16 protein-coding genes are annotated in these 20,610 nt (G+C 72.0%); 2 read left to right on the top strand and 14 right to left on the bottom strand.

Annotated features, from left to right (window positions below; translation table 11 throughout):
- The 9 genes from ACZ6ZT_RS31620 to ACZ6ZT_RS31580 all read right to left on the bottom strand — a co-directional run.
- Nucleotides 1–997, bottom strand: a 997-nt coding sequence (locus tag ACZ6ZT_RS31620) for a S8 family serine peptidase (RefSeq protein WP_469723630.1), incomplete at its 3' end; no start/stop codon positions are given.
- A gap of 21 nt (nucleotides 998–1,018) precedes the next feature.
- A complete protein-coding gene (locus ACZ6ZT_RS31615; RefSeq protein ID WP_469723629.1) occupies nucleotides 1,019–2,437 on the bottom strand; it encodes a WXG100 family type VII secretion target in 1,419 nt (472 codons plus the stop codon).
- On the bottom strand, nucleotides 2,437–2,964 hold the full coding sequence (locus ACZ6ZT_RS31610) for a DUF2563 family protein (RefSeq protein WP_469723628.1): 528 nt from the start codon (nucleotides 2,962–2,964) through the stop codon (nucleotides 2,437–2,439). Before ACZ6ZT_RS31610 ends, ACZ6ZT_RS31615 begins: the two co-directional genes overlap by 1 nt.
- A gap of 163 nt (nucleotides 2,965–3,127) precedes the next feature.
- Nucleotides 3,128–5,470, bottom strand: a complete 2,343-nt coding sequence (locus tag ACZ6ZT_RS31605) for a xanthine dehydrogenase family protein molybdopterin-binding subunit (RefSeq protein ID WP_469723627.1) — start codon at nucleotides 5,468–5,470, stop codon at nucleotides 3,128–3,130.
- Nucleotides 5,467–7,701 (bottom strand): 2Fe-2S iron-sulfur cluster-binding protein, encoded by a 2,235-nt coding sequence (locus tag ACZ6ZT_RS31600; protein WP_469723625.1) that lies wholly within the window; start codon nucleotides 7,699–7,701, stop codon nucleotides 5,467–5,469. The genes ACZ6ZT_RS31605 and ACZ6ZT_RS31600 overlap by 4 nt, the downstream gene beginning before the upstream one ends.
- On the bottom strand, nucleotides 7,698–8,618 hold the full coding sequence (locus ACZ6ZT_RS31595; protein ID WP_469723624.1) for an FAD binding domain-containing protein: 921 nt from the start codon (nucleotides 8,616–8,618) through the stop codon (nucleotides 7,698–7,700). The genes ACZ6ZT_RS31600 and ACZ6ZT_RS31595 overlap by 4 nt, the downstream gene beginning before the upstream one ends.
- Nucleotides 8,619–9,024: 406 nt before the next feature.
- Entirely contained in the window at nucleotides 9,025–10,725 is a 1,701-nt protein-coding gene (locus tag ACZ6ZT_RS31590; RefSeq protein ID WP_469723623.1) for a beta-N-acetylhexosaminidase, read from the bottom strand.
- A gap of 246 nt (nucleotides 10,726–10,971) precedes the next feature.
- Entirely contained in the window at nucleotides 10,972–11,259 is a 288-nt protein-coding gene (locus ACZ6ZT_RS31585; RefSeq protein ID WP_469723621.1) for a DUF3039 domain-containing protein, read from the bottom strand.
- 29 nt (nucleotides 11,260–11,288) lie between these two features.
- Nucleotides 11,289–11,849, bottom strand: coding sequence for a YqgE/AlgH family protein (locus ACZ6ZT_RS31580; RefSeq protein WP_469723620.1), 561 nt, complete (start codon nucleotides 11,847–11,849; stop codon nucleotides 11,289–11,291).
- Nucleotides 11,850–12,111: 262 nt separating this feature from the next.
- On the opposite strand from ACZ6ZT_RS31580, the gene murA reads away from it, so the two are divergent.
- Nucleotides 12,112–13,449 (top strand): UDP-N-acetylglucosamine 1-carboxyvinyltransferase, encoded by a 1,338-nt coding sequence (murA, locus tag ACZ6ZT_RS31575; RefSeq protein ID WP_469723619.1) that lies wholly within the window; start codon nucleotides 12,112–12,114, stop codon nucleotides 13,447–13,449.
- 202 nt (nucleotides 13,450–13,651) lie between these two features.
- Here the strand turns inward: murA and ACZ6ZT_RS31570 are convergent, their stop codons facing one another.
- From ACZ6ZT_RS31570 to ACZ6ZT_RS31550, 5 genes are all read right to left on the bottom strand, one after another.
- Nucleotides 13,652–13,933: an HU family DNA-binding protein gene (locus ACZ6ZT_RS31570; RefSeq protein WP_469723617.1), complete on the bottom strand. Its 282-nt coding sequence runs from the start codon at nucleotides 13,931–13,933 to the stop codon at nucleotides 13,652–13,654.
- A 392-nt stretch (nucleotides 13,934–14,325) separates the two neighbouring features.
- Nucleotides 14,326–15,747 carry an NAD-dependent malic enzyme gene (locus tag ACZ6ZT_RS31565; RefSeq protein WP_469723616.1) on the bottom strand — a complete coding sequence of 474 codons (1,422 nt, stop codon included), beginning with the start codon at nucleotides 15,745–15,747 and terminating at the stop codon, nucleotides 14,326–14,328.
- Between the two features lie 479 nt (nucleotides 15,748–16,226).
- Entirely contained in the window at nucleotides 16,227–18,533 is a 2,307-nt protein-coding gene (locus ACZ6ZT_RS31560; protein ID WP_469723615.1) for a HelD family protein, read from the bottom strand.
- 332 nt (nucleotides 18,534–18,865) lie between these two features.
- A complete protein-coding gene (locus tag ACZ6ZT_RS31555) occupies nucleotides 18,866–19,183 on the bottom strand; it encodes a hypothetical protein (RefSeq protein ID WP_469723613.1) in 318 nt (105 codons plus the stop codon).
- 28 nt (nucleotides 19,184–19,211) lie between these two features.
- Nucleotides 19,212–19,685: an NUDIX hydrolase gene (locus tag ACZ6ZT_RS31550; RefSeq protein ID WP_469723612.1), complete on the bottom strand. Its 474-nt coding sequence runs from the start codon at nucleotides 19,683–19,685 to the stop codon at nucleotides 19,212–19,214.
- 18 nt (nucleotides 19,686–19,703) lie between these two features.
- Here ACZ6ZT_RS31550 and ACZ6ZT_RS31545 point away from each other — a divergent pair, with 18 nt between their 5' ends.
- The gene (locus ACZ6ZT_RS31545; protein WP_469723611.1) at nucleotides 19,704–20,486 is read left to right on the top strand and encodes a GntR family transcriptional regulator; all 783 of its coding nucleotides are present in this window, start codon (nucleotides 19,704–19,706) and stop codon (nucleotides 20,484–20,486) included.
- Nucleotides 20,487–20,610: the final 124 nt, after the last annotated feature.

Below are 20,610 nucleotides of genomic sequence, written 5' to 3'. Positions count from 1 at the left end.
GCTTCCCGCCAGAATCGGCCGCCGCCAGATCCGGCAGCGGATACACATCCGCAGGCCCCGGATCACCCGGCGTGGGCACCGCCACCCGCGGCCGCACAACGCCATAACCGACGAAGTCGTTCCGCTCAGCACCGTCGACCGGCTTCCCCGCGGTGTTCAGCAGGACTCGGAGGATCTGGTTGTTCGTCCAGTCCGGGTGAACCGACCAAAGGAGGGCCGCGGAGGCGGATGCGAGGGCGGTGGCGTTACTCGTGCCGTGACCGACGCAGACCTCAGTCTTTCCTGAACAGGCGGTATAGATATCCACCCCTGGAGCGGACATGTCCACCTGCGGACCGTGCTCCGATTCCTTGGTGGCACCACCGTCAGGGTCGATTCCCGCCATACCCACCACTCCTGGCGTGGCTGCCGGGTACTTGAGGTTGTTGAGTGCTTCCCCGTCATTTCCCACGCCCGCAAAGATCAGCTTGCCTTTGGAGAGTGCGTACTTCACCGCATCAATCCGAGCGGGGTCATCCTTGTCCGCGGCCATAGAAATATTAATGATCTTGGCGTCGGAGTCTGCGGCATAACGGATCGCTTGCGTCCAAGCAGGGTGAGTTGTGTCGTTTTCGATGGGAACACGAATCGGGAGGATCTTTGCACCCGGTGCCAGGCCGGTCGCGCCGTCACCGCTGGGATGCTTTCCTGTCCCGGCAATGAGCGCGGCCATAGCTGTGCCGTGGTTGTCGTAGTCGGTCCGTTCGTCACCATCTTGCGCGGTAGCAAAATTCTTGCCCGGAAGGACCTGCCCCTCCAGCTCAGCGACTCGCCCTACACCACTGTCGATCACTGCGACGGTGACGCCCTTGCCCGTGCTGATCTTCCAGATGTCGTCAGCTTTCATGGCATCGAGGTGCCACTGCCGCTCGCGAATCGTCTGGGCCTGCGCTGGGGTCGCGGCGATCCCGGCCAGTAGCAAACCCACCAGGGCCGAGGTCGCCTTGCGCATACGCATCCCGTGCAACATCCGATCCACTCAGTCGATCACCGGCGGGACAACACGACGGTCGCCCTGCCACGTCTCTTCGTCCTCGGCCAGGTAATCGGGGCGAGCACCTCCGCGGTTTTTACGCCCACCGGCTGGTGCAGACGTGCCCGCACCTCCGTGGCCCATCCCGCTGCCGGTCATGCCGGAACCTGCTCCGTTACGCACGAGACCCGAACCGCCCTGAGTGAACGCCTGGCCGCCGGATGCCGCCTGGCGCCCGCCAGCCACACCCCCAGGCTCCATGGCCAGTCGGCGGCCGACCGGGGAACTACCGCGGGGGCTCTGGGGGCTGCTACCGACACCAGCGCCCATCGGGCCACCCATGCCTCTGCCGCCAGGTTGCGTGCCTTCCGCACCGATGACAGTCCCCCGGGGAATTCCCGCACCGGCCGCGCCAGAGGAAATGGGCTTTCCTCCTACGATTCCGTTGTCGCGCGGCGGCAAGCCGACCTTGCCGCTGTTACCCGCCGGAGATCGCACGCCAGGAAGCTGGCCGCCCCCAGCCCCAGGGACGCCCCGGACCGGAGGGAGCGTCAGGGGCGGCATAGGCGGGACGGGGGCTGGCCCTCCGCCGGTGGAAAGAACGGGCCCGACTTGGCCGGGCAATCCCGTAACAGGCGGCAGGGTTGTGTCCGGAAGCGTGACCGCGTGATCGAGGCCCACGTCAACTCCCCCTTCGGGAAACACCGGTGTCGGCGTCGACCCGACCACCGGCGGCAAGGGTCCCGGAGAAGAAGGACGACTGGAGACTTGAGCGGATTGATGCACTGAGGCGGCATCGTAGGACGGCGACGGGGCATGGGCAGTACTGCTTCCCCCTCCACCACCGGAGTCGCCGTTCGAGCGGTGGACGTACCCCTCGGGGGAGACACCCGGAGGGTCGACCCACCCCGGAGGCAGCGGAAACGTAGGAATCTCCGCCTTGTTCATCTGCGTCGTCGACACCTCATATGACTGCGCCAGCTTCGTCAGCTGCTGTACCGCCTCCTGGTGATCACCGTTCAGCTTCGTGAAAGCCTTACGGCCGATCTCCTGCGAGTCCGGGTCATTGTGGAACTTGTGCGCCGCCTCAAGATTCGACGCCGCCGCCGCATCGAACTTCGGCGTGTTCGCCTTCACCTCGATCATCGTCTGCGCGGCATGCGTCATCCACTTACTGCCCTCCGCACTGAAATCACCCAGACGAAGCGTCGCACTCCCCGCCTTGCTCACCCACTCCTGATACGAATGGGCCGCCTCGCCCTCCCAGCCCTTCACCCGGTGCTTCTTCAGCACCTCGCCGATCTTTTTGATCGCAGTCGCCGCCTTGTCCAGCTGCGCCGCCCGCGCCTTCACCGTCTCCGCGTCCAGCGAAGCGATCATCCCCAGCAACTGCTCGTGCGAGTAACCCTCGAAGTCCGTCGCCATCAGATCGTGCCCTTTTTCGACGTGCTTGGCGTCGGCGTCGGCGTCGCGCCCGGTGACGTCTTCGGCTCGTGCGCCTGCGGGTCGCGGTCCGCGACGTAGTCCTTCTTCGTCTGCCGGATGATGGTGCGCATCCGGGCCTGCGTCTCCTCGTCCACGCCCGCGTAGCCCTTGCCCGCCGTCATGATGGCGATGCCGAGGGCCTCGATCTGGCCGGCCAGGCCCTGGGAGAGCTTCTGCAGCTCCGAGTGGACCGTCGAGTACGCCTTGAACAGGGCGTCCGCCTCGGCGAAGCCCGTGCCGAGGGTGCCCGTCGGCAGGGTGCCGTGGGCGAGGCGCTTGTCGTCCGCCTCCGAGCCGTCGAGGTCCTTCAGCAGGTCGTCGACCAGCTTTTTGTACCCGGTCATCGACTCGTACTCGACCGCCAGGGCCTGCGCCTGGGTCCTGAGGGCGTCCGCCACGCTCGCCCCGATGTTCATGTCGAACAGCCCCGGTCCCGGTCCCGGCACCGGCCCCTTGTCCTCTGCCACGCTGGCTCCCCGCTTCCCCGTCTCCCCGCGGGCCCGGCGAAGCCACTGCCACCGCCGTTCCCGTCCCCGTTCGCACCCGCACGTTCCGGGCGCCGTCGATCACTCTATCGAGGAGCGCCGACAGGCCCAAGCTCGGGTTGCACGTGCAATGCAGGTCACACGGTCACGAGTTGGGCGCCGCCACCGCCGCCGATGGCCGGATCGGGATCCTGTTCACCGGGCGCCCTGTGGCCGCGCGGACCGCCGAGGCGATCGCCGCCGGAGTCGTCACCACCGGCACCGCGCTCGCCGCCTTCGCCCCGAACGGCGCCACCACGTCCCGCTCCTCCACCAGCCGGACGATGCGCACCGCCGGAGCGTCGAGGGACGTCGGAAGGGCATACCCGGTGAGGTCGGGGTGGCGGACCAGGCCGGCGACCGAGCGCAGGTTCTCCGTCAGGGCCGCGCCCACGCCCTGGGTGACGCCCGCTTCGATACGGGCCTCCAGCTGGCGCGGGTTGAGGATCCGGCCGACGTCCTGGGCGACCGCCAGCTCCACCACCCGCACCGAACCCAGCTCGATGTCCACGTCCACCACCGCGCGGATCGCGCAGAACGCGAGCCCGACGAACGCGTCGCCCTGGCCGTCCCCGTCCAGCGGTTCCGTCGGATGCGGGCGGCACTGGGCCGTCGCCCAGAGCTCCTTGCCCTCTATGGCCTCCGCGACCGTCGTCGAGAAGGCACCGTCGTACGACGTGATCCGGCCATCCGCGATCTGCAGCAGCTCGGTGGACATCCCCAGCTTGTGGGCCATCGGCTGGAGCAGCTGCGTACGGACCATCTTCGCGGCCCGCTCCACCGCCCCGCCCGAGACCCAGGTGTGGCGGCCGTGCGCCGACGGGCCCGCCGGCGGCTGGTCGGTGTCGACGGGGGCCGTCGCCACCTCGTCCACGCCGAGGACCTCCTGGACGATCTGGCGGGCGAGGGTCGCGAAACCCTGCCCGGTGTCGACGGCCGCGCAGATGACGGTGGCCGTGCCGCCGACCACCTTCACCGTGGCGGTGGAGACCTCGTCCGTGCCCTCCGCGCCGAGCATGTGGACCATGCCGACGCCGTAGCCGACCCCGCGCCGCACCGCGCCCGGTTCGCCCGCGCCCTCGGGGCCGCCGGGCAGCAGCCACTCGTCCTCCGGGGTGTCCTTCGGGAGGGAGGGCAGCGGGTAGTCCCGTACGGAACGCAGCAGTTCGGCGACCGGCGCCGGGCAGGTCACCGTCTGGCCGGTGGGCAGCAGGTCCCCGGTGGACAGGACGTTGCGCATGCGCACTTCCGCCCCGTCGATGCCGAGGGCGGCGGCGAGCTTGTCCATCTGGCCCTCGTACGCGGCGCAGACCTGCATCGCGCCCTCGCCGCGCACGTGCCCGGACGGCGGGTTGTTGGTGCGGACCGCCCAGCCCTCCACGAAGGCGTGCGGAACGATGTACGGGCCGCACGCGAACGCCACCGCCGCCGCGAGCGATTCCGCCGAGGAGTCCGCGTACGCGCCCGCGTCCATCAGGATCTGGGCCTCGACCTTGACCAGCCGGCCCTCCGCGTCCGCGTGGTGGCGGTAGCGCAGCAGCGTCGGGTGGCGGTGGGCGTGGCCGAGGAAGGACTCCTCGCGGGTGGCGGCCAGCTTCACGGGGCAGCCGGTGCGCAGCGCGAGCAGGCCGAGCGGGAGCTGGAAGGCGGGGTCCTCGCGGTCGGCGGTCGCGCCGGGGACGCCGGTGACGACCACGCGGACGCGGTCCGGGTCGAGCCCGAAGCAGGCGGCGGCGAGGTCGCGGTCGGTGTGCGGGTCGGTGGAGGCGGTGTAGATCTCCACGCCCCCGTCGGGCCGCGGGACGGCCAGCCCGGCCTCGGCGCCGATGGGCGCGGGGTCCTGGCGGCCGATCCGGTAGAGGCCCTCGACCACCACCTCCCCCGTCGCCTCGGGGTCGCCGTACCGCAGGGGGATGTGCCGGATGAGGTTGCCGTCCGGGTGGAGGGGGGCGGCGCCGAAGGACTGCTCGGGGTCCGTGACGGCGTCGAGCAGTTCGTACTCGACCGCGATGGCGGCCGCGGCGAGGCGTGCCGTGTCGGGGTGGTCGGCGGCGACGGCGGCGATGGGCTCGCCGTGGTGGCGGACCACGTCGTGTGCGAAGACCGGCCGGTCGGCGATGCGGCGGCCGTGCGTGGTGGCGCCGGGGACGTCGGCGTGGGTGATGACGGCGCGGACGCCGGGCATGTCGGCGGCGGCGGAGGTGTCGATGGAGAGGATGCGGGCGTGGGCGTGCGGGGACCGCAGGACGGCGGCCCACAGCAGGCCCTCGGCCCACAGGTCGGCGGCGTAGGGGAAGGTGCCCTCGGTCTTGGCACGGGCGTCCGCCGCGGGGAGGGAGGCGCCGATGCCGCGCAGGCCGGACGGCGGCACGGGCTCGTCGCCGTCCGCCGCGGAGCCGGCCGTGGTGACGGCCGAGGTCGCCGTGGCCGCCGCGTCGTGCCCGCTCACGCCATGCCTCCGTTGTGGCCGTTGTGGCCGTTGTGGCCGTTGTTGCCGCTGTGCCCGTTGTTGCCGTCGTATTCGTCGTGCCCGTTGCGTTCGCCGTGCCCGTCGTGCGGGTGGTGGGAGGCGTGGTGCGCGTTGTGGGCGTCGTTGTCGTGGCCGCCCTGGAGGCTCTGGCCGCCGAAGGCGTCGTAGAGGCCGGGCCCGCCGTGGACGCCGCCTTCGCCGGGCGGTGCCTGATGCGGAATCCACGGCTCGCCACCACCGCCGCCACCGCCGCCGCCGCCACCAGAACCGGCAGCCGCCTCACCCGCCGCCGTCGCCTCGCGCTCCGCCACGACCTCGCGGACCGCCTCGATGACGCCCTTGTAGCCGGAGCAGCGGCAGAGGTTGCCGCACAGCGCCTGCCGGGTCTCCAGGTCGCTGGGGGCGTGGTTGCCCTCCAGCAGATCGTGGATGGTCATGGCCATGCCGGGGATGCAGAACCCGCACTGCACCCCGCCCGACCGGCACAACGCCTGCTGGACGTCCGACAGTTCCCCGTCGGTCGCGAGGCCTTCCACGGTCCGCACCTCACTGCCGGCCGCGGTCGCCGCCGGGACCAGGCACGAGGCGACGAGCCGGCCGTCGACCTGCACCGCGCAGGCCCCGCACTCGCCCTGCGAGCAGCCGTCCTTGGCGCCGGCCAGGCCGAGCCGCTCGCGCAGCACGTACAGCAGGGATTCGCCGATCCAGGCGCCGGTGACGGGCCGGTCGGCGCCGTTGACGCGCAGGACGTAGGAAGCCGCCGGGTGCTCGTGGTGCGCGACGGCGGGGATTTCCTCTTCTTCGTACGTCGCCTCCCGCACCGGGAAACCCTCGGAGTCATCCTCGTCCGGGGGTGTCACAGCGTTGTCGGCGGTGTCCTCGCCCGGCACCGGCCCGGCCCCCGCTTCGGCGACGGCGTCCGCCGCCCCGGCGCCACCGGCGGCCCCGGCCTCCACGAAGCCGTGCCCGGGCCCGTCCCCGGAACCAGGCTCGTCCCCGTCGGCCCGCGCCCCCGCGGCTTCGGCCTCCACCGGACGCGGCCGCTGCTCCTCCACCGGCGCCTGCGCCGGGCCGTGGGCGGCGTCGATGTCGGGGGCGGCGTGCGGCACGCCCTCGGGCTCCGGCCCGGGCTGCGGGAAGGTCTCCGCCAGCGGCGTCCCGACCCCCGGCCCGCCCAGCACCCTCGGCCCGCGTCCCAGGCCGCCGGTCCCGGGCCCCTCGCCCGGCAGCACGCCCGAGCTCATCGGCTCCCCGGCCCCGGCCCCCATCGCGTCGGCCCCACCGGCTGCGTGCCCCTCGGCACCCGCCCCACTCGCCACTCCGGACGCCCCGGCCCCGGACACCCCGGCCCCGGACGGCCCGGACTCCCCAGCCCCGGCCGCCCCCGGAACCGAAGCCCAGGGAGCCGAAGCCCCGCCCGGCAGCGTCGCCGGGGCCTGACTCCAGTCCCCCGCGCCGGCTCCCCCGAAGGAGTCACCGCCGAAGGAGTCCGCGGACCCACCGAACCCGCCGGCCCCCGGGAACTCACCACTACCGGAAAACTCCCCACGTCCGGGGAACTCACCGGAGTACTCACCAGCGAAGTCCCCGGCAAACGCACCCGTGAACTCACCGCGGAACTCCCCTGCCCCGTCGCCCTGTTCGCGATCCCCCGGCAGCGTCCACTGCCCGGTGGCACCGGCGTGCTCCTCGGGATGGTGGACCGCCCCGAGCCCGTGCGCCTCGGACTCCTGGTGCACCGCCTCGGGGAACCGCCACTCGGCGGTGGACCCGGACTCCGCATGCACCCCGGAACCACCAGCGGAACCGCCCGCACCGCCCGCACCCGCCCCCGGCTCCCCGAAGGCCGCCGCCACCGACGGCGGCAGCGGGATGGACGCCGGGATCGGCCCCCGCGCGGGCGCCTGCGACGCCTGCGCCTCGGGCCACTGCACCGGCGTCTGCACCGGCATCGCCCAGGCCCCGGTGGCGCTGGGATCCGTACTGGCCGAGCCCAGCGGCACGATCATCGGCGGCGGCACGTACCCGTGCCCGGGCGCGGCGAGGGGCTCCCCGTTGTCCAGGGCGTCCAGCATGTCCTGCGGCAGCTTCACGAAGGCCGTGGCCTCGTTGTCGTACTCGCCGCCCTGCGGCACGGGCTCCCAGCCCCAGCCGTTGCCGGCGCCGCCCGCGTTCCCGGTCGTTCCGCTCACGTTCTCGTTCTCACTCATGAGGTCAGTGCCCTTGCCAGGGCCCTGCGCGCCAGTACGGCCACCGTCCGCCGCAGATGCAGTACTCCGGAGGACACCGGTTCCCCCTGGTCGGGCACGCAGGCTGCCGCGACGTACTCGCCGAAGGCCTCCAGCGCCTCGGGGGCCAGGCTGCGGTCCCCGTCCCAGTCGATCAGCGAGGCCACCCACTGCTCGGCCTCCAGCGGCCGCAGCGGCATCGGGGCCACCGCGCCGATCGCACAGCGCACGCCCCGGCGCGCGGGGTCCAGTACGAGCCCCACGGACGCCACCGCGCGCCCCGGCCCCGTACGCCCCGTGGCCTTCAGGAACACCTGCGGCGCGTGCAGCAACGGCACCCGGACGAAGCCGATCAGCTCGCCCGGGCGCAACATCTCGCGCCCGGCGAGCAGATGGGAGACGGGGATCTCGCGCTGCGACCCCTCCGGCCCCCCGGGGCCGACGATGACCAGCACCGCCTCCAGCGCCGCCAGCACGGGCAGGGCGTCACCGGTCGGCGCGGCCGTCGCGATGTTCCCGCCGAGGGTGCCGGCGTTGCGGATCTGCGGCGGGCCGGCGGCCCGGGCGGCGGCCGCGAGCGCCGGGATCAGAGCGGCGAAATCCGGCCGTCCCATGCGGGCGTGGGTGAGTCCGGCGCCGAGCAGCGCGTGCCCGTCCTGGTACTGCCAGCCGCGGATCTCGTTGACGCGGCCGAGGCCGACCAGCGCGGCGGGGCGCAGCAGCCCGGCGTTGACGGCGGCCATGAGGTCGGTGCCGCCCGCGACGGGCACGGCCGCGGGCATGGCGGTGAGTGCCGCCACGGCCTCGTCGAGCGTGGCCGGCAGCGTGACGGACTGCGCCGCCCGGGCCGCGGGCGGCCCCTGAGTCGAATGCGATGCGTGCGGTGCGTGCGTGGTCAACCCAGCTGCCCCTTCCCGATGTCCCGGTCCCGGCGCTCACGCCTGTCCGCCGTACGGTACGTGCTCACCGCCGGGACGTGGCAACTCTGGCACATCTTCGGGACCGCCCCGCGCGAGGGTCCACCGGGTACCGCCGGCCCGTCCGCGCTCCCGACGGCGCCCGGTCACGGCCCGCGCACCGCCCCGCGACGGCCGCGGGCCCACCCGCAGGCAACCTGGAGCGGCCCTCACACCCCCCGCTCGCGCCCCTGTGCTCCCTCCGCGCTCCCCTTGCGCACCCCGCACCCCACCATCACCGGAACGCCCGATTTCCCCCCTATCCACCTCATTGCAGCGAGAGTTCCAAAGGTTTCCGAAGAGTTCCGCTTCCGGCCGGCCCGCGCACCCCTGCGGCCACCGCCCCGGGTCACACGATCGGGGGCGCGCCGTCGAGCGGACGTCCCGGGACCCCCGGCCTGCGCTGCCAGGGCCGCGGTCCCGCCGGTGGCCGGTACTCGACCCCGAGGGCGTCGAGCCGCGCGTAGTGGGCCGTCATCCGGGCCTCGAAACCGGCGTAGTCCCGGGATTCCGGTTCGGGCAGCGCCGACCACACCGCCTCGGCGAAGGCGGCCAGCCGGGGGAACACCTGGTAGTCGACGCGTCCCTGGTGCTGCATCACCTCCGTCCACACGTTCGCCTGCGCGCCCAGCACGCGCTCGGCGGCGCGCGGCGAGAGCGCGGGCGGGACCGGCTCGAAGCGGTAGACGTCCTCCAGGGTGCGCACGTACCCGATGGGCATCGGCTCGTCGGGGCCCGGCGCCTGACGGTGGTCCAGGTACACCTGCTGCTCGGGGCACATCACCACGTCGTGCCCGGCCTCGGCGGCGGCGATCCCGCCCGCGTAGCCGCGCCAGGAGGACACGGCGGCGCCCTCCGCCAGGCCGCCCTCCAGGATCTCGTCCCAGCCGATGAGCCGGCGTCCGCGCGCGGTGAGCCAGCGGTCGAAGTGGCGGATGAACCAGGCCTGGAGGCCGTCCTCACCGTCGACGCCCAGCTCGCGGATCCGCTCCTGCGCCAGCGCCGAGGCGCGCCACTGCGTCTTCGGGCACTCGTCGCCGCCCACGTGCACGAAGGGCGAGACCTCGGGCGGGAACAGCTCCAGCACCTCCTCGAACACCTCCTCGTAGAAGCGCAGGACGTCCTCGGTGGGCGCCAGCACGTTCTCGTTGACGCCCCAGTCGTCCCACACCTCCAGGGCCGCCGTGTCGACGACGTCGCGGTTGCCCAGCCAGGGGTAGGCGGCGATCGCGGCCTGGGCGTGCCCGGGCAGGTCGATCTCGGGGACGATCCGCACGTGCCGCTCGGCGGCGTACGCGACGATCTCGCGGATGTCATCCTGGGTGTAGAAGCCGCCGTGCGGGGTCTCGTCCCACAGCGGCGAGGCCCGGTGCCCCCACCGGCTGCGCGCCCGCCACGCGCCGACCTCGGTGAGCCGCGGGTGGCGCCTGATCTCGATGCGCCAGCCCTGGTCGTCCGTCAGGTGCAGGTGCAGCACGTTCAGCTTGTGCGCGGCGAGCAGGTCGATGTGGCGCAGCACCCCGTCCTTGGGGGTGAAGTGCCGGGCGACGTCCAGCAGCATCCCGCGCCACGCGAAGCGGGGGCCGTCCTCGACGCTCGCGTACGGGATCCCCCAGGCGGGCCGTCCGGGCAGCGGGGCCCGGCGGTGGGCGGCGGGTCCGAGCAGCTGACGCAGCGTCTGCGCGCCCCGGAAGAGCCCGGCGGCGGTGGCTCCGGTGAGCTCCGCCCCGCCCGCGCCGACGGTGAGCCGGTAGGACTCCGGCCCGTGCCCGCCGGCCCGTACGGGGTCCACGGCCAGCCGTACGTCGGCCCGCGCGCCGGGGGCGGGCGGCAGCAGCGCCCAGCCGGTGGCGGCCCCGATCTCCCGGCGCACCCACCGGGCGACCCCCTCGGCCCCGGGCCCGGCGGCGAGCACCGGATCCGGCCCGAATCGGAACCGGCGTCCCGCCGGGTCCACGACGGCGGCCCGGGGCGCGGGGATCAGGCCGAGGCCGGCGCCCAGCGCTCCCCCCGCCCCTGCCGCCGCCTTCGTCTCCGGGTCCAGCTCCATGCGTCAGCCCTCCGCTACGGCAAGCCTGTTGCACCCTGCGCAACGACGGTTTCACAGTGTGCTCGTCGCGCCGACCCTAGCCCGCCCCCGCGGCACGCAAAAGGCCCCCGCACCGCGCGAATACCCCCCCGGGAAACCCGAAAGGCGGAGGCCCCCGGCGCGCGCTCGCACGCGCCGGGGGCCTCCGCCTTCGACGGCCGGGACCGCGGGCGGGCCACCCCGGAGGGGACCCGGCCCGCGCCGCCGTTACTTGTCCTTGCCGCCGCCCTTGTCCTTGTCGCCACCGGCGCCCATGGACTCGTAGATCTCCTTGCACATCGGGCAGACCGGGTACTTCTTCGGGTCGCGGCCCGGCACCCAGACCTTGCCGCAGAGCGCGACGACCGGGGTGCCCCCGAGCGCGCTCTCCATGATCTTGTCCTTCTGGACGTAGTGGGCGAAGCGCTCGTGGTCGCCGTCGCCGTGGGACACCTGCGGCGTCGGCTCTACGAGGGTCCCCGTACCAGTCCCGCGCTCGGGCTCAAGAGTGCTCATGAAATCCAGGGTACTGAACCCCGCGCGCGTCAGTTCAGCGACGGGTCGTCCAGATAGGTGGCGACCATCGCCAGATCGCTGCGCTGGCGCCGCAGCACCGCCCGCCACAGCCGTTCGGGGTCCGGGAAGGAGACGTCGCCGGGCTCGGAATCGACGACGTACCAGGCGCCGTCGCCCAGCTCGGCCTCCAGCTGGCCGGGCCCCCATCCGGAGTAGCCGGCGAAGATGCGCAGGCCGCCGAGGGCGGCGGCGAGCAGTTCCGGCGGGGTCTCCAGATCGACGAGGCCGATCGCGCCGTGCACCCGGCGCCAGCCCAGCGGCCCTTCCTCACCCGGGATCACGGCGACCCCCAGGGCCGAGTCCAGCCCGACCGGGCCGCCCTGGAAGACCACCCCGGGGTCACCGGCCAACGGCGCCCAGGGCAGCAGGATGTCCCGGACGTCCACCGGGGTGGGCCGGTTGAGGACCACGCCGAGGGAGCCCTGCTCGTCGTGGTCGAGCAGCAGCACCACCGCGCGGTCGAAATTCGGGTCCGCGAGGGCGGGGGTGGCCACGAGCAGCCGCCCTGTGAGGGAGGACACCTCGGTCATGCGGACATGATCTCGCACAATCGCCCTCCAGGGGGAGCGGGCGGCCCGGTCCGATCACGCGCAGCTCAGGGCGCACGGCGGCAGAACGGAGCGCGCGCCGCCCAGAGCGCCGGAACGCGACACTCCGCTATCAGCCGCACACCCTGGGTGCTGTGCCGAATTCATGACAGTCCTACGGCCGCGTCAGCCATACAAACAAGGGGGTAGTGACCCTTACCCTTTTCACTGATCCCCTGCCCATCCTCTCCGGAACGCGAGATCCATGACCGGCAACGATGTCCTGCTTGTCCACGGCGGAACCCCGCTCGAGGGCGAGATCCGTGTCCGCGGCGCGAAGAACCTCGTGCCGAAGGCCATGGTCGCCGCCCTGCTCGGCAGCGAGCCGAGCCGGCTGCGCAATGTTCCCGACATCCGTGACGTGCGGGTCGTGCGCGGGCTGCTCCAGCTGCACGGCGTGACCGTGCGGCCCGGCGAGGAGCCGGGCGAGCTGCTCCTCGACCCGACCCGCGTCGAGAGCGCCAACGTCGCCGACATCGACGCGCACGCGGGATCCTCCCGGATCCCGATCCTCTTCTGCGGCCCGCTGCTGCACCGCCTCGGCCACGCCTTCATCCCGGGTCTGGGCGGCTGCGACATCGGCGGCCGTCCGATCGACTTCCACTTCGACGTGCTCCGCCAGTTCGGAGCGACGATCGAGAAGCGCGAGGGCGGCCAGTACCTGGAGGCCCCGCAGCGGCTGCGCGGCTGCAAGATCCGCCTGCCCTACCCGTCGGTCGGCTCGACCGAACAGGTCCTGCTGACGGCCGTCCTGGCCGAGGGCGTCACCGAACTCAGCAACGCGGCCGTCGAACCGGAGATCGAAGACCTCATCTGCGTCCTGCAGAAGATGGGCGCGATCATCTCCGTCGACACCGACCGCACCATCCGCATCACCGGTGTCGACCGCCTCAGCGGTTACAACCACAAGGCGCTCCCGGACCGCCTGGAGGCCGCCTCGTGGGCCTCCGCGGCCCTGGCGACCGGCGGCAACATCTACGTTCGCGGGGCGCAGCAGCGCTCGATGATGACCTTCCTCAACACCTTCCGCCGGGTCGGCGGCGCGTTCGAGATCGACGACGAGGGCATCCGCTTCTGGCACCCGGGCGGCCCGCTGAAGGCCATCGCGCTGGAGACGGACGTGCACCCGGGCTTCCAGACCGACTGGCAGCAGCCGCTGGTCGTCGCCCTGACGCAGGCCTCGGGCCTGTCGATCGTCCACGAGACGGTCTACGAGTCCCGGCTCGGCTTCACCTCGGCGCTCAACCAGATGGGTGCTCACATCCAGCTGTACCGCGAGTGCCTGGGCGGCAGCGCCTGCCGGTTCGGCCAGCGCAACTTCCTGCACTCGGCGGTCGTCTCCGGCCCGACCAAGCTCCAGGGCGCCGACCTCGTCATCCCCGACCTGCGCGGCGGGTTCTCGTACCTCATCGCGGCGCTGGCCGCCGAGGGCACCTCGCGCGTCCACGGCATCGACCTGATCAACCGCGGTTACGAGAACTTCATGGAGAAGCTCGTCGAGCTGGGCGCCAAGGTCGAGCTGCCGAACGGCGACCTCGTCTGACCGGTCCCGTCCGATCACCCTCCCGGGGCTCCAAAAGGCCCTGGGAGGGCCCGTGGAGGCCCTCAGGGCCGGTGCGGGCGGAAAAGGGCACCAACGCCGAAGGGCGGTCACCCCCGTGGGGGTGGCCGCCCTTCGGCGTTGCGAAGTGCTACGTACCACTGCCGTCCCGGGGGCCTGTGCGGCCCCCGGCACAAGGGCGGTACTACTTGCCCTTGGCGGCTTCCTTGAGCTTGGAGCCCGCGGAGACCTTCACGCTGTAGCCGGCCGGGATCTGGATGGGCTCGCCGGTCTGCGGGTTGCGCGCGGTGCGAGCGGCACGGCTCGTGCGCTCGAAGGTCAGGAAGCCGGGGATGGTGACCTTCTCGTCGCCCTTGGCGACAATCTCGCCGACGGTCTCGGCGAGCGCGGCCAGAACGGCGTCGGCGTCCTTGCGGGTCACCTCGGCGCGCTCGGACAGAGCGGCCACCAGCTCACTGCGGTTCATGTTGTACTCCCGTGTTCAACTTGCCTTAGAGGCGTGAGATCGAAGCCGATGCTGCCAGGGCCCTCGGACAGTCCCCGGACCCGGGTCTGAACGTCAGACCCTCTCGCCCGGTTACGCATCCTGCCCCCACCAGCGGCGGGAAAGCCAATCCGGCACCCGCCAGGGTCACACGAAAAGCGCCACAGTCACGCCGCGGTGACGCTCCGTCCGCATCGAAGGCTTCGACGGGTCCGTGGGCCGGGTGGACCCGGCGGACCGCCGTGAATGCGGACCGCGGGCCACGCGGCATCCCCGCAACCCTAGAGGCGCCCCGGCGGGCCCGCATCCCGCGACGCGCCGGAATCGGGCCGTGGGGCCCGTCACAGCGCGCCGGGGGCGGACCGGCGGGGGGATCAGACCGAGGGAGCGGCGGTGGCGGCGGTGGCCGCCTTGCGGACGGCGCCGGCGACCGCGCCCGCGACCTTGTCGTTGAAGACGGACGGGATGATGTAGTTGGCGTTCAGCTCGTCCTCGCCGACGACGTCGGCCAGGGCTGCCGCGGCGGCCAGCATCATGTCGGTGTTGACGGTCCGCGACTGGGCGTCGAGGAGACCGCGGAAGACACCCGGGAAGACCAGCACGTTGTTGATCTGGTTCGGGAAGTCCGAGCGGCCGGTGGCCACGACGGCCGCGGTCTGCCGGGCGATCGCCGGGTCCACCTCGGGGTCGGGGTTCGCGAGCGCGAACACGATGGCGCCGTCCGCCATGGCGGCGACGTCCTCGCCGGAGAGCACGTTCGGGGCGGAGACGCCGATGAAGACGTCGGCGCCGGCCACGGCCTCCTTGAGGGTGCCGGTGTATCCCTCGGGGTTGGTGTTGTCGGCGATCCAGCGCAGCGGGGAGTCGGGGGCCGCGTCGACGAGGTCGGGGCGGCCCGCGTGCACGACGCCGTGGATGTCGGCGCTGACGGCGTTCTTCACGCCCGCCGCGAGGAGCAGCTTGAGGATCGCGGTACCGGCCGCGCCGGCGCCCGACATGACCACCTTGACGTCGCCAACTGCCTTGCCCACGACGCGAAGTGCGTTCGTCAGGGCGGCGAGGACGACGATGGCGGTGCCGTGCTGGTCGTCGTGGAAGACGGGGATGTCGAGGGCCTCGCGCAGCCGGGCCTCGATCTCGAAGCAGCGCGGCGCGGAGATGTCCTCCAGGTTGATGCCGGCGAAGCCGGGGGCGATGGCCTTGACGATGGCGACGATCTCGTCGGCGTCCTGGGTGTCGAGGCAGATCGGCCAGGCGTCGATGCCGGCGAAGCGCTTGAAGAGGGCGGCCTTGCCCTCCATGACGGGCAGCGCGGCCATCGGGCCGATGTTGCCGAGGCCCAGGACGGCGGAGCCGTCGGTCACGACTGCGACGGAATTGCGCTTGATGGTGAGGCGGCGCGCGTCCTCGGGGTTCTCGGCAATGGCCATGCACACGCGGGCCACGCCGGGGGTGTAGATCATCGACAGGTCGTCGCGGTTGCGGATGGGGTGCTTGGACGACATCTCGATCTTGCCGCCGAGGTGCATCAGGAAGGTTCGGTCGGAGACCTTGCCGAGGCTGACGCCCTCGATGCCGCGCAGCTTCTCGACGATCTCGTCGGCGTGCGCGGTGGAGGTGGCGGCGATGGTGACGTCGATACGGAGCTTCTCGTGACCCGATGCGGTCACGTCGAGGCCGGTGACCGACCCTCCCGAAGACTCCACGGCGGTGGTGAGCTGGGAGACCGCGGTTCCGCTCGCGGGCACTTCCAGGCGGACCGTCATCGAATACGAGACGCTGGGCGCCGTTGCCATGGCCGTGTTCCTCTTCTGTCCCTGATTTCGCTGTACACAGGGCCCGCGCACGGCAGGCGTGAGGGGACCCGTTGTCCGATCGTCCCACCTACCAGCCGGTACAAGGTAACCAGCTACAAATTTCGGAAGAACACTTCCACCATACGAGATATGAGGGCCCTGACGGAATGGTGGGTTGATACAAAACAGGTCCGCGCCCCCCACAGGCGGGAGGCGCGGACCTGTTCTCACACTCTTCACATCAAGTTTGACGACACCGACCCGCCATGCTCGCCTCGCGGCAAGTGGTCGCTCTAGGCGACGAAGGTTGGGCCCGGGGGCTTGGATCGAGCCGGTGTCGTAACCAGGCTAACAAAGGATCGCCGAATGCGATCCCCCTCCCGCGACTCCGTCTCCCGGCTCACGCACCTGGCCGCGGGCCATCCGGCCCTGGGGGCCGCCCTGGGGCCCGGCCCCGGGGCCGTGCCGCGCCCGCCCCGTCAGGGCCGCAGCAGTTCCGGGACCCCGTCCGGGCCGGGGCGGTCGCCCCCCGCCGAGACCACCGTCAGCTGCTGCGTGGCACGCGTCAGGGCCACGTACAGGACGCGCAGGCCCGCCGGGGACTCCTCGGCGATCTCCGCCGGGGAGACGACCACCGTGGCGTCGTACTCCAGCCCCTTGGCCTCCAGGCTGCCCAGCGCCACCGCCCGCTCGCCCAGGTCCGCCAGCCAGGCCGCGGCCTCCGCCCGCCGGTCCATCGCCACGACCACGCCGACGGTCCCGTCCACCTGCTCCAGCAGCCGCCGGGTCTCCTCCCGGACCGTCGTCGCCAGATCCTCCGCCGCGGCCGTGAAACGCGGCGCCAGGCCCGTGGAACGCACCGCGGTCGGCGGCTCCATGTCCGGCATCGCCCGCTTCAGCACCCGGGAGGCCACCTCGGCCACCTCGGCCGGGTTGCGGTAGTTCACCGTCAGCGTGAACCGCCTGCGCGGCCGGCGCCCCAGCGCCTCGTCCCGGGCGGCGGCCGCCTCCGCGGGATCCGTCCAGGAGGACTGCGCCGGGTCGCCCACCACCGTCCACGTGCCCGAACGGCCGCGCCGGCCCACCATCCGCCACTGCATCGGCGTCAGGTCCTGGGCCTCGTCCACGATCACGTGCGCGTACTCGGTGCGCTCCGCCGCGAGCCGCTCCGCCCGCTCCCACTGCGTCTCCTCGCGGGTCGGCATCAGCTCCTCCAGCCCGCTGAGCTGGTCCAGCGGGTCCATCTCCCGCTTGCGCCTGGGCCGCGCGGGCGCGCCGAGCAGCTGGTGCAGCTCGTCGAGCAGGGCCACGTCGTGCACCGACAGCGGACCCTTGCCGTCCGGGCCGACCCGGCGCAGGGACCGGGCCAGCTGGCGGGTCTCGCGGGAACTCAGGTCCCGGCGCGACCAGCGGCCCAGACGGCGGTCGTCGGCCATGGCGGCCAGCACCTTGCGCGGGGTCAGCTCCGGCCACCAGGCGTTGAGGAAGGAGATGAAGTCGTCCTCGGTGGAGATGTCCTCGTCGAACGCGGAGCGCAGCTCGGCCGCGAGCTCCGGGTCACTGTGCCGGCCCGCCCCGCCGGACTTGGCGTACAGGGCGTCGAGGAGGAGCTTGCGGGCGCGCGGGCGCAGCAGGTTCACCGGGGCGGTGCCGCTGAGCACGGTCTGGCGGATCCGGTCGAGTTCGGGCGCCTCCAGCTCCTGGCGCCGCCCAAAAGCCACCACGCGCAGCCGCTCGGGGGCCGCGCCGAGCTCCAGCGCGCCCCGTACGGCCTTGCGGAGCACCTTGAGCATCCGGGAGGAGCCCTTGATACGGGCCACGGCCGGGTCGTCGTACGTGGTCGCCTCGGCGCCGTCGACGAGCGAGCCCAGCGCGCGGATGGCGACCTGGCCCTCCTCGCCGAGGGAGGGCAGCACGCCCTCGGTGTACGCGACCAGCAGCGGCGTCGGCGAGACGATCAGGATGCCGCCGGAGTAGCGCCGCCGGTCCTGGTAGAGCAGGTACGCGGCCCGGTGCAGGGCGACGGCCGTCTTCCCGGTGCCCGGCCCGCCGGCGACCTCGGCGACGGAGGCGGCGGGGGCCCGGATGACCAGGTCCTGTTCGGCCTGGATGGAGGAGACGATGTCCCGCATCGAGTGCGTACGGGCCCGCCCGAGGGCGGCCATCAGGGCGCCGTCGCCGATGGCGGGCAGCTCGCGGCCGTCGAGGAAGGCGGTCAGCTCGGGGCGCATGAGGTCGTCCTCGACGCCGAGCACCTTGCGCCCCTTGGAGCGGATCACCCGGCGGCGCACGACGCGGCCGGGGTCCTTGGGGGTGGAGCGGTAGAACGGCGCGGCCGCGGGGGCGCGCCAGTCGATGACGAGCGGCGTGTAGTCGGTGTCGAGTACGCCGATGCGTCCGATGTGCAGGGTTTCGGCGATGTCGGCGGTGAGGTCGGCGCGGATCGCGTCCTCGGCGGGCTCGACGGAGGTGTACGCGCCGTCGGGGCCGCGCTCACCGTCCTTGCCGAGGACGAGGTCGACGCGTCCGAAGAGGAAGTCCTCGAACTCGTTGTTCAGCCGGTTGAGGTGGATCCCGGCGCGGAACACCTGAGCGTCGCGCTCGGCGAGCGCGCCGGGCGTGCCGACCTGCCCCCGCTTGGCGGCGTCGTTCATCAGGAACTCGGCCTCGTGGATCTTCTCCTCAAGGCGTCGGTACACCTGATCGAGGTGCGTCTGCTCGGCCGCGATCTCCCGATCGCGGACGGAATCCGCCGTGCTGTCGACAGCGGCATTCTGCGCGGCCACCAAGGCCCCCTTCTGACGTGCATGGGCGACCGTCAACCGTACGCGAATCCGCCCCCACTCCGCACGCCGGTCCGGCGCGGCGGGGGATATGGGGTGGTACGCGGGGGCGGGGGGCCGCAGCTGGTCCGGATCAGGGAAGAGCTGGGGAGGAGCGACCCCGTCAGCGACCCTCGACCCCTCCCCTCCCAGCCCCATCGGGCACACGGGCCCACTTCGCCCCGATTCCGGGATCACGGCGGGCTCAACACGCACGAAACGGCGCCTGGACCACCCACCAGCCGCCCCGCGCCTCAGATCGCTACGCGCCTCATCGGCATGGCGTCCGTCGACAGTCATGGCTTGGACGGCGGCCAGACGACGGGCCTGGGATATGCAGGATCCGGAGTTTCATCAGGGCACCGCAGTGTGAGCTGTCTGCGGCGCGTGCGGGGCGTCCAGTCGTGGTGCAGCAACGCATCGCGGATGGCCCCGGCAACGATCCCGGGTGCGACCACGACGCCGTGCCGCACCCACATCACCAGGCGCTGCCCGGCAACCTCCGCGTGCTCCACGACGATCGCCAGACCCGGCTCGTCATCGGGCGCCACCACCCACCGATAACGTTCCCCGTCCACGACGATGCGCCGCGCCCCCTTCTTCGCGATGGCCATGCGACACAGCCTTCCACGGTCGGCTCGATCACTCCGCGCGCGCCCTGAAGAGCCGGTGTCCGTCATGGCTTCGGACGGGCGGTGCGCTTGCGTCGAGCGCGTCGAGCAGGCGGATCGCGTAGACCTCGGACATCCGCTCGGAGACTTCGTGGGGAGTGAGCCACTGGACCGCCGTCGCCTCCGTGGAGACCTGTGCGGTGCCGCCGGAGGGCTTGCAGCGGAAGACCAGGGCCACGATGCCGAGCGCGGTGTTCTTGTAGACGCCGGTGAGTTGGTCCACCTCGACGTGGATGCCGGTTTCCTCCAGGACTTCCCGTCGCACGCCGTCCTCGGGCGTCTCGGCCAGCTCCAGCACTCCGCCGGGCAGTTCCCACTTCCCGTTGTCGGCACGCCTGATCGCCAGCAGCCGACCATCATCCCGCACCACCGCGCCGGCTACGGAGACGGAATGAAGCGGCGTTGACCCGTCAGACCGGAGGCTGTTACTCATGTACAAGAGCATAGGAGGAAGCGAAGGACCATGAGAGAAGCTGCAGGAGAGACCAGAGCCGTACCCCGGTATGTGCAGATCGCTCAGGACATCGTCCAGCAGATCCGCGCGGGTTCCTTGCAGCCTGGCGATCAGGTGCCCAGCGAATCCGAGATGGCCGAACGCTACGGGGTCTCGGGCGGGACCGTCCGCAAAGCCATGTTGGAGATCCGCGCCAGCGGTCTCGTCGACACGAGGCAGGGCAAGGGTTCATACGTGAAGGCCCGTCCGCCGGTGCGCCACCGGTCGTCGGACCGTTTCCGGCGGTCACTGCGACAGGGCGGCGGCAAGGCCGCATACCTCGCCGAATCCGAGCAGTCCGGTGCCGTCGCGAGGGTCAGCGTCATACACATCGGGCCGGTGAAGGCGCCTGAGGAGGTCGCCCGGCGGCTGGGCGTGGACACCGGCGCCCAGGTCCTCACTCGCCGCCGCTTGTACTTCCGTAACGGCACACCGGTGGAGACCGCCACGTCCTATCTGCCGTGGGACGTGGTCCGCGACATCCCCGAGCTCTTCGCCGAGAATCCAGGGGACGGTGGCATCTACGCCCGCTTGGAGGAGCACGGTCACGTCTTCGCAGAGTTCGTCGAGACGTTGCAGGCACGCCTCGCAGCCAAGGCCGAGGCCTCGGAACTGGCGTTGAGCCCTGGTGCGCCGGTGGTGCACTTGGTGAGGGAAGCCATCACGGAAGCTGGTCGTGTGGTCGAGGTCTGCGACACCCTCATGGCAGCTGACCAGTTCGTCTTCGAGTTCCGCATCCCTGCTGTCGATTGATACCCCTCCACCTTCGCCTCAAGGCACCTCACCGTTCGTGACGAGTTGACTCATGTATAGGAGTCGGGCACTCTTCTATCTGCCACTCCTATACATGAGTGACAGAGCTGCACTCTGCTAGAGG

It is taken from the genome of Streptomyces sp. NPDC102258 (genome assembly GCF_055584685.1).
The sequence above is the reverse complement of the archived record's forward strand: the minus strand, read 5'-3'. Positions and strand labels throughout refer to the sequence as shown.

Excerpts from the sequence above, each read along its gene's own strand:
- ACZ6ZT_RS31615 (WP_469723629.1), bottom strand. The coding sequence starts at position 2,437 with ATGGCGACGGACTTCGAGGGTTACTCGCACGAGCAGTTGCTGGGGATG.
- ACZ6ZT_RS31600 (WP_469723625.1), bottom strand. The coding sequence starts at position 7,701 with ATGAGTGAGAACGAGAACGTGAGCGGAACGACCGGGAACGCGGGCGGC.
- ACZ6ZT_RS31590 (WP_469723623.1), bottom strand. The coding sequence starts at position 10,725 with ATGGAGCTGGACCCGGAGACGAAGGCGGCGGCAGGGGCGGGGGGAGCG.
- ACZ6ZT_RS31585 (WP_469723621.1), bottom strand. The coding sequence starts at position 11,259 with ATGAGCACTCTTGAGCCCGAGCGCGGGACTGGTACGGGGACCCTCGTA.
- ACZ6ZT_RS31580 (WP_469723620.1), bottom strand. The coding sequence starts at position 11,849 with ATGACCGAGGTGTCCTCCCTCACAGGGCGGCTGCTCGTGGCCACCCCC.
- murA (WP_469723619.1), top strand. The coding sequence starts at position 12,112 with ATGACCGGCAACGATGTCCTGCTTGTCCACGGCGGAACCCCGCTCGAG.
- ACZ6ZT_RS31570 (WP_469723617.1), bottom strand. The coding sequence starts at position 13,933 with ATGAACCGCAGTGAGCTGGTGGCCGCTCTGTCCGAGCGCGCCGAGGTG.
- ACZ6ZT_RS31565 (WP_469723616.1), bottom strand. The coding sequence starts at position 15,747 with ATGGCAACGGCGCCCAGCGTCTCGTATTCGATGACGGTCCGCCTGGAA.
- ACZ6ZT_RS31555 (WP_469723613.1), bottom strand. The coding sequence starts at position 19,183 with ATGGCCATCGCGAAGAAGGGGGCGCGGCGCATCGTCGTGGACGGGGAA.
- ACZ6ZT_RS31550 (WP_469723612.1), bottom strand. The coding sequence starts at position 19,685 with ATGCTCTTGTACATGAGTAACAGCCTCCGGTCTGACGGGTCAACGCCG.
- ACZ6ZT_RS31545 (WP_469723611.1), top strand. The coding sequence starts at position 19,704 with ATGAGAGAAGCTGCAGGAGAGACCAGAGCCGTACCCCGGTATGTGCAG.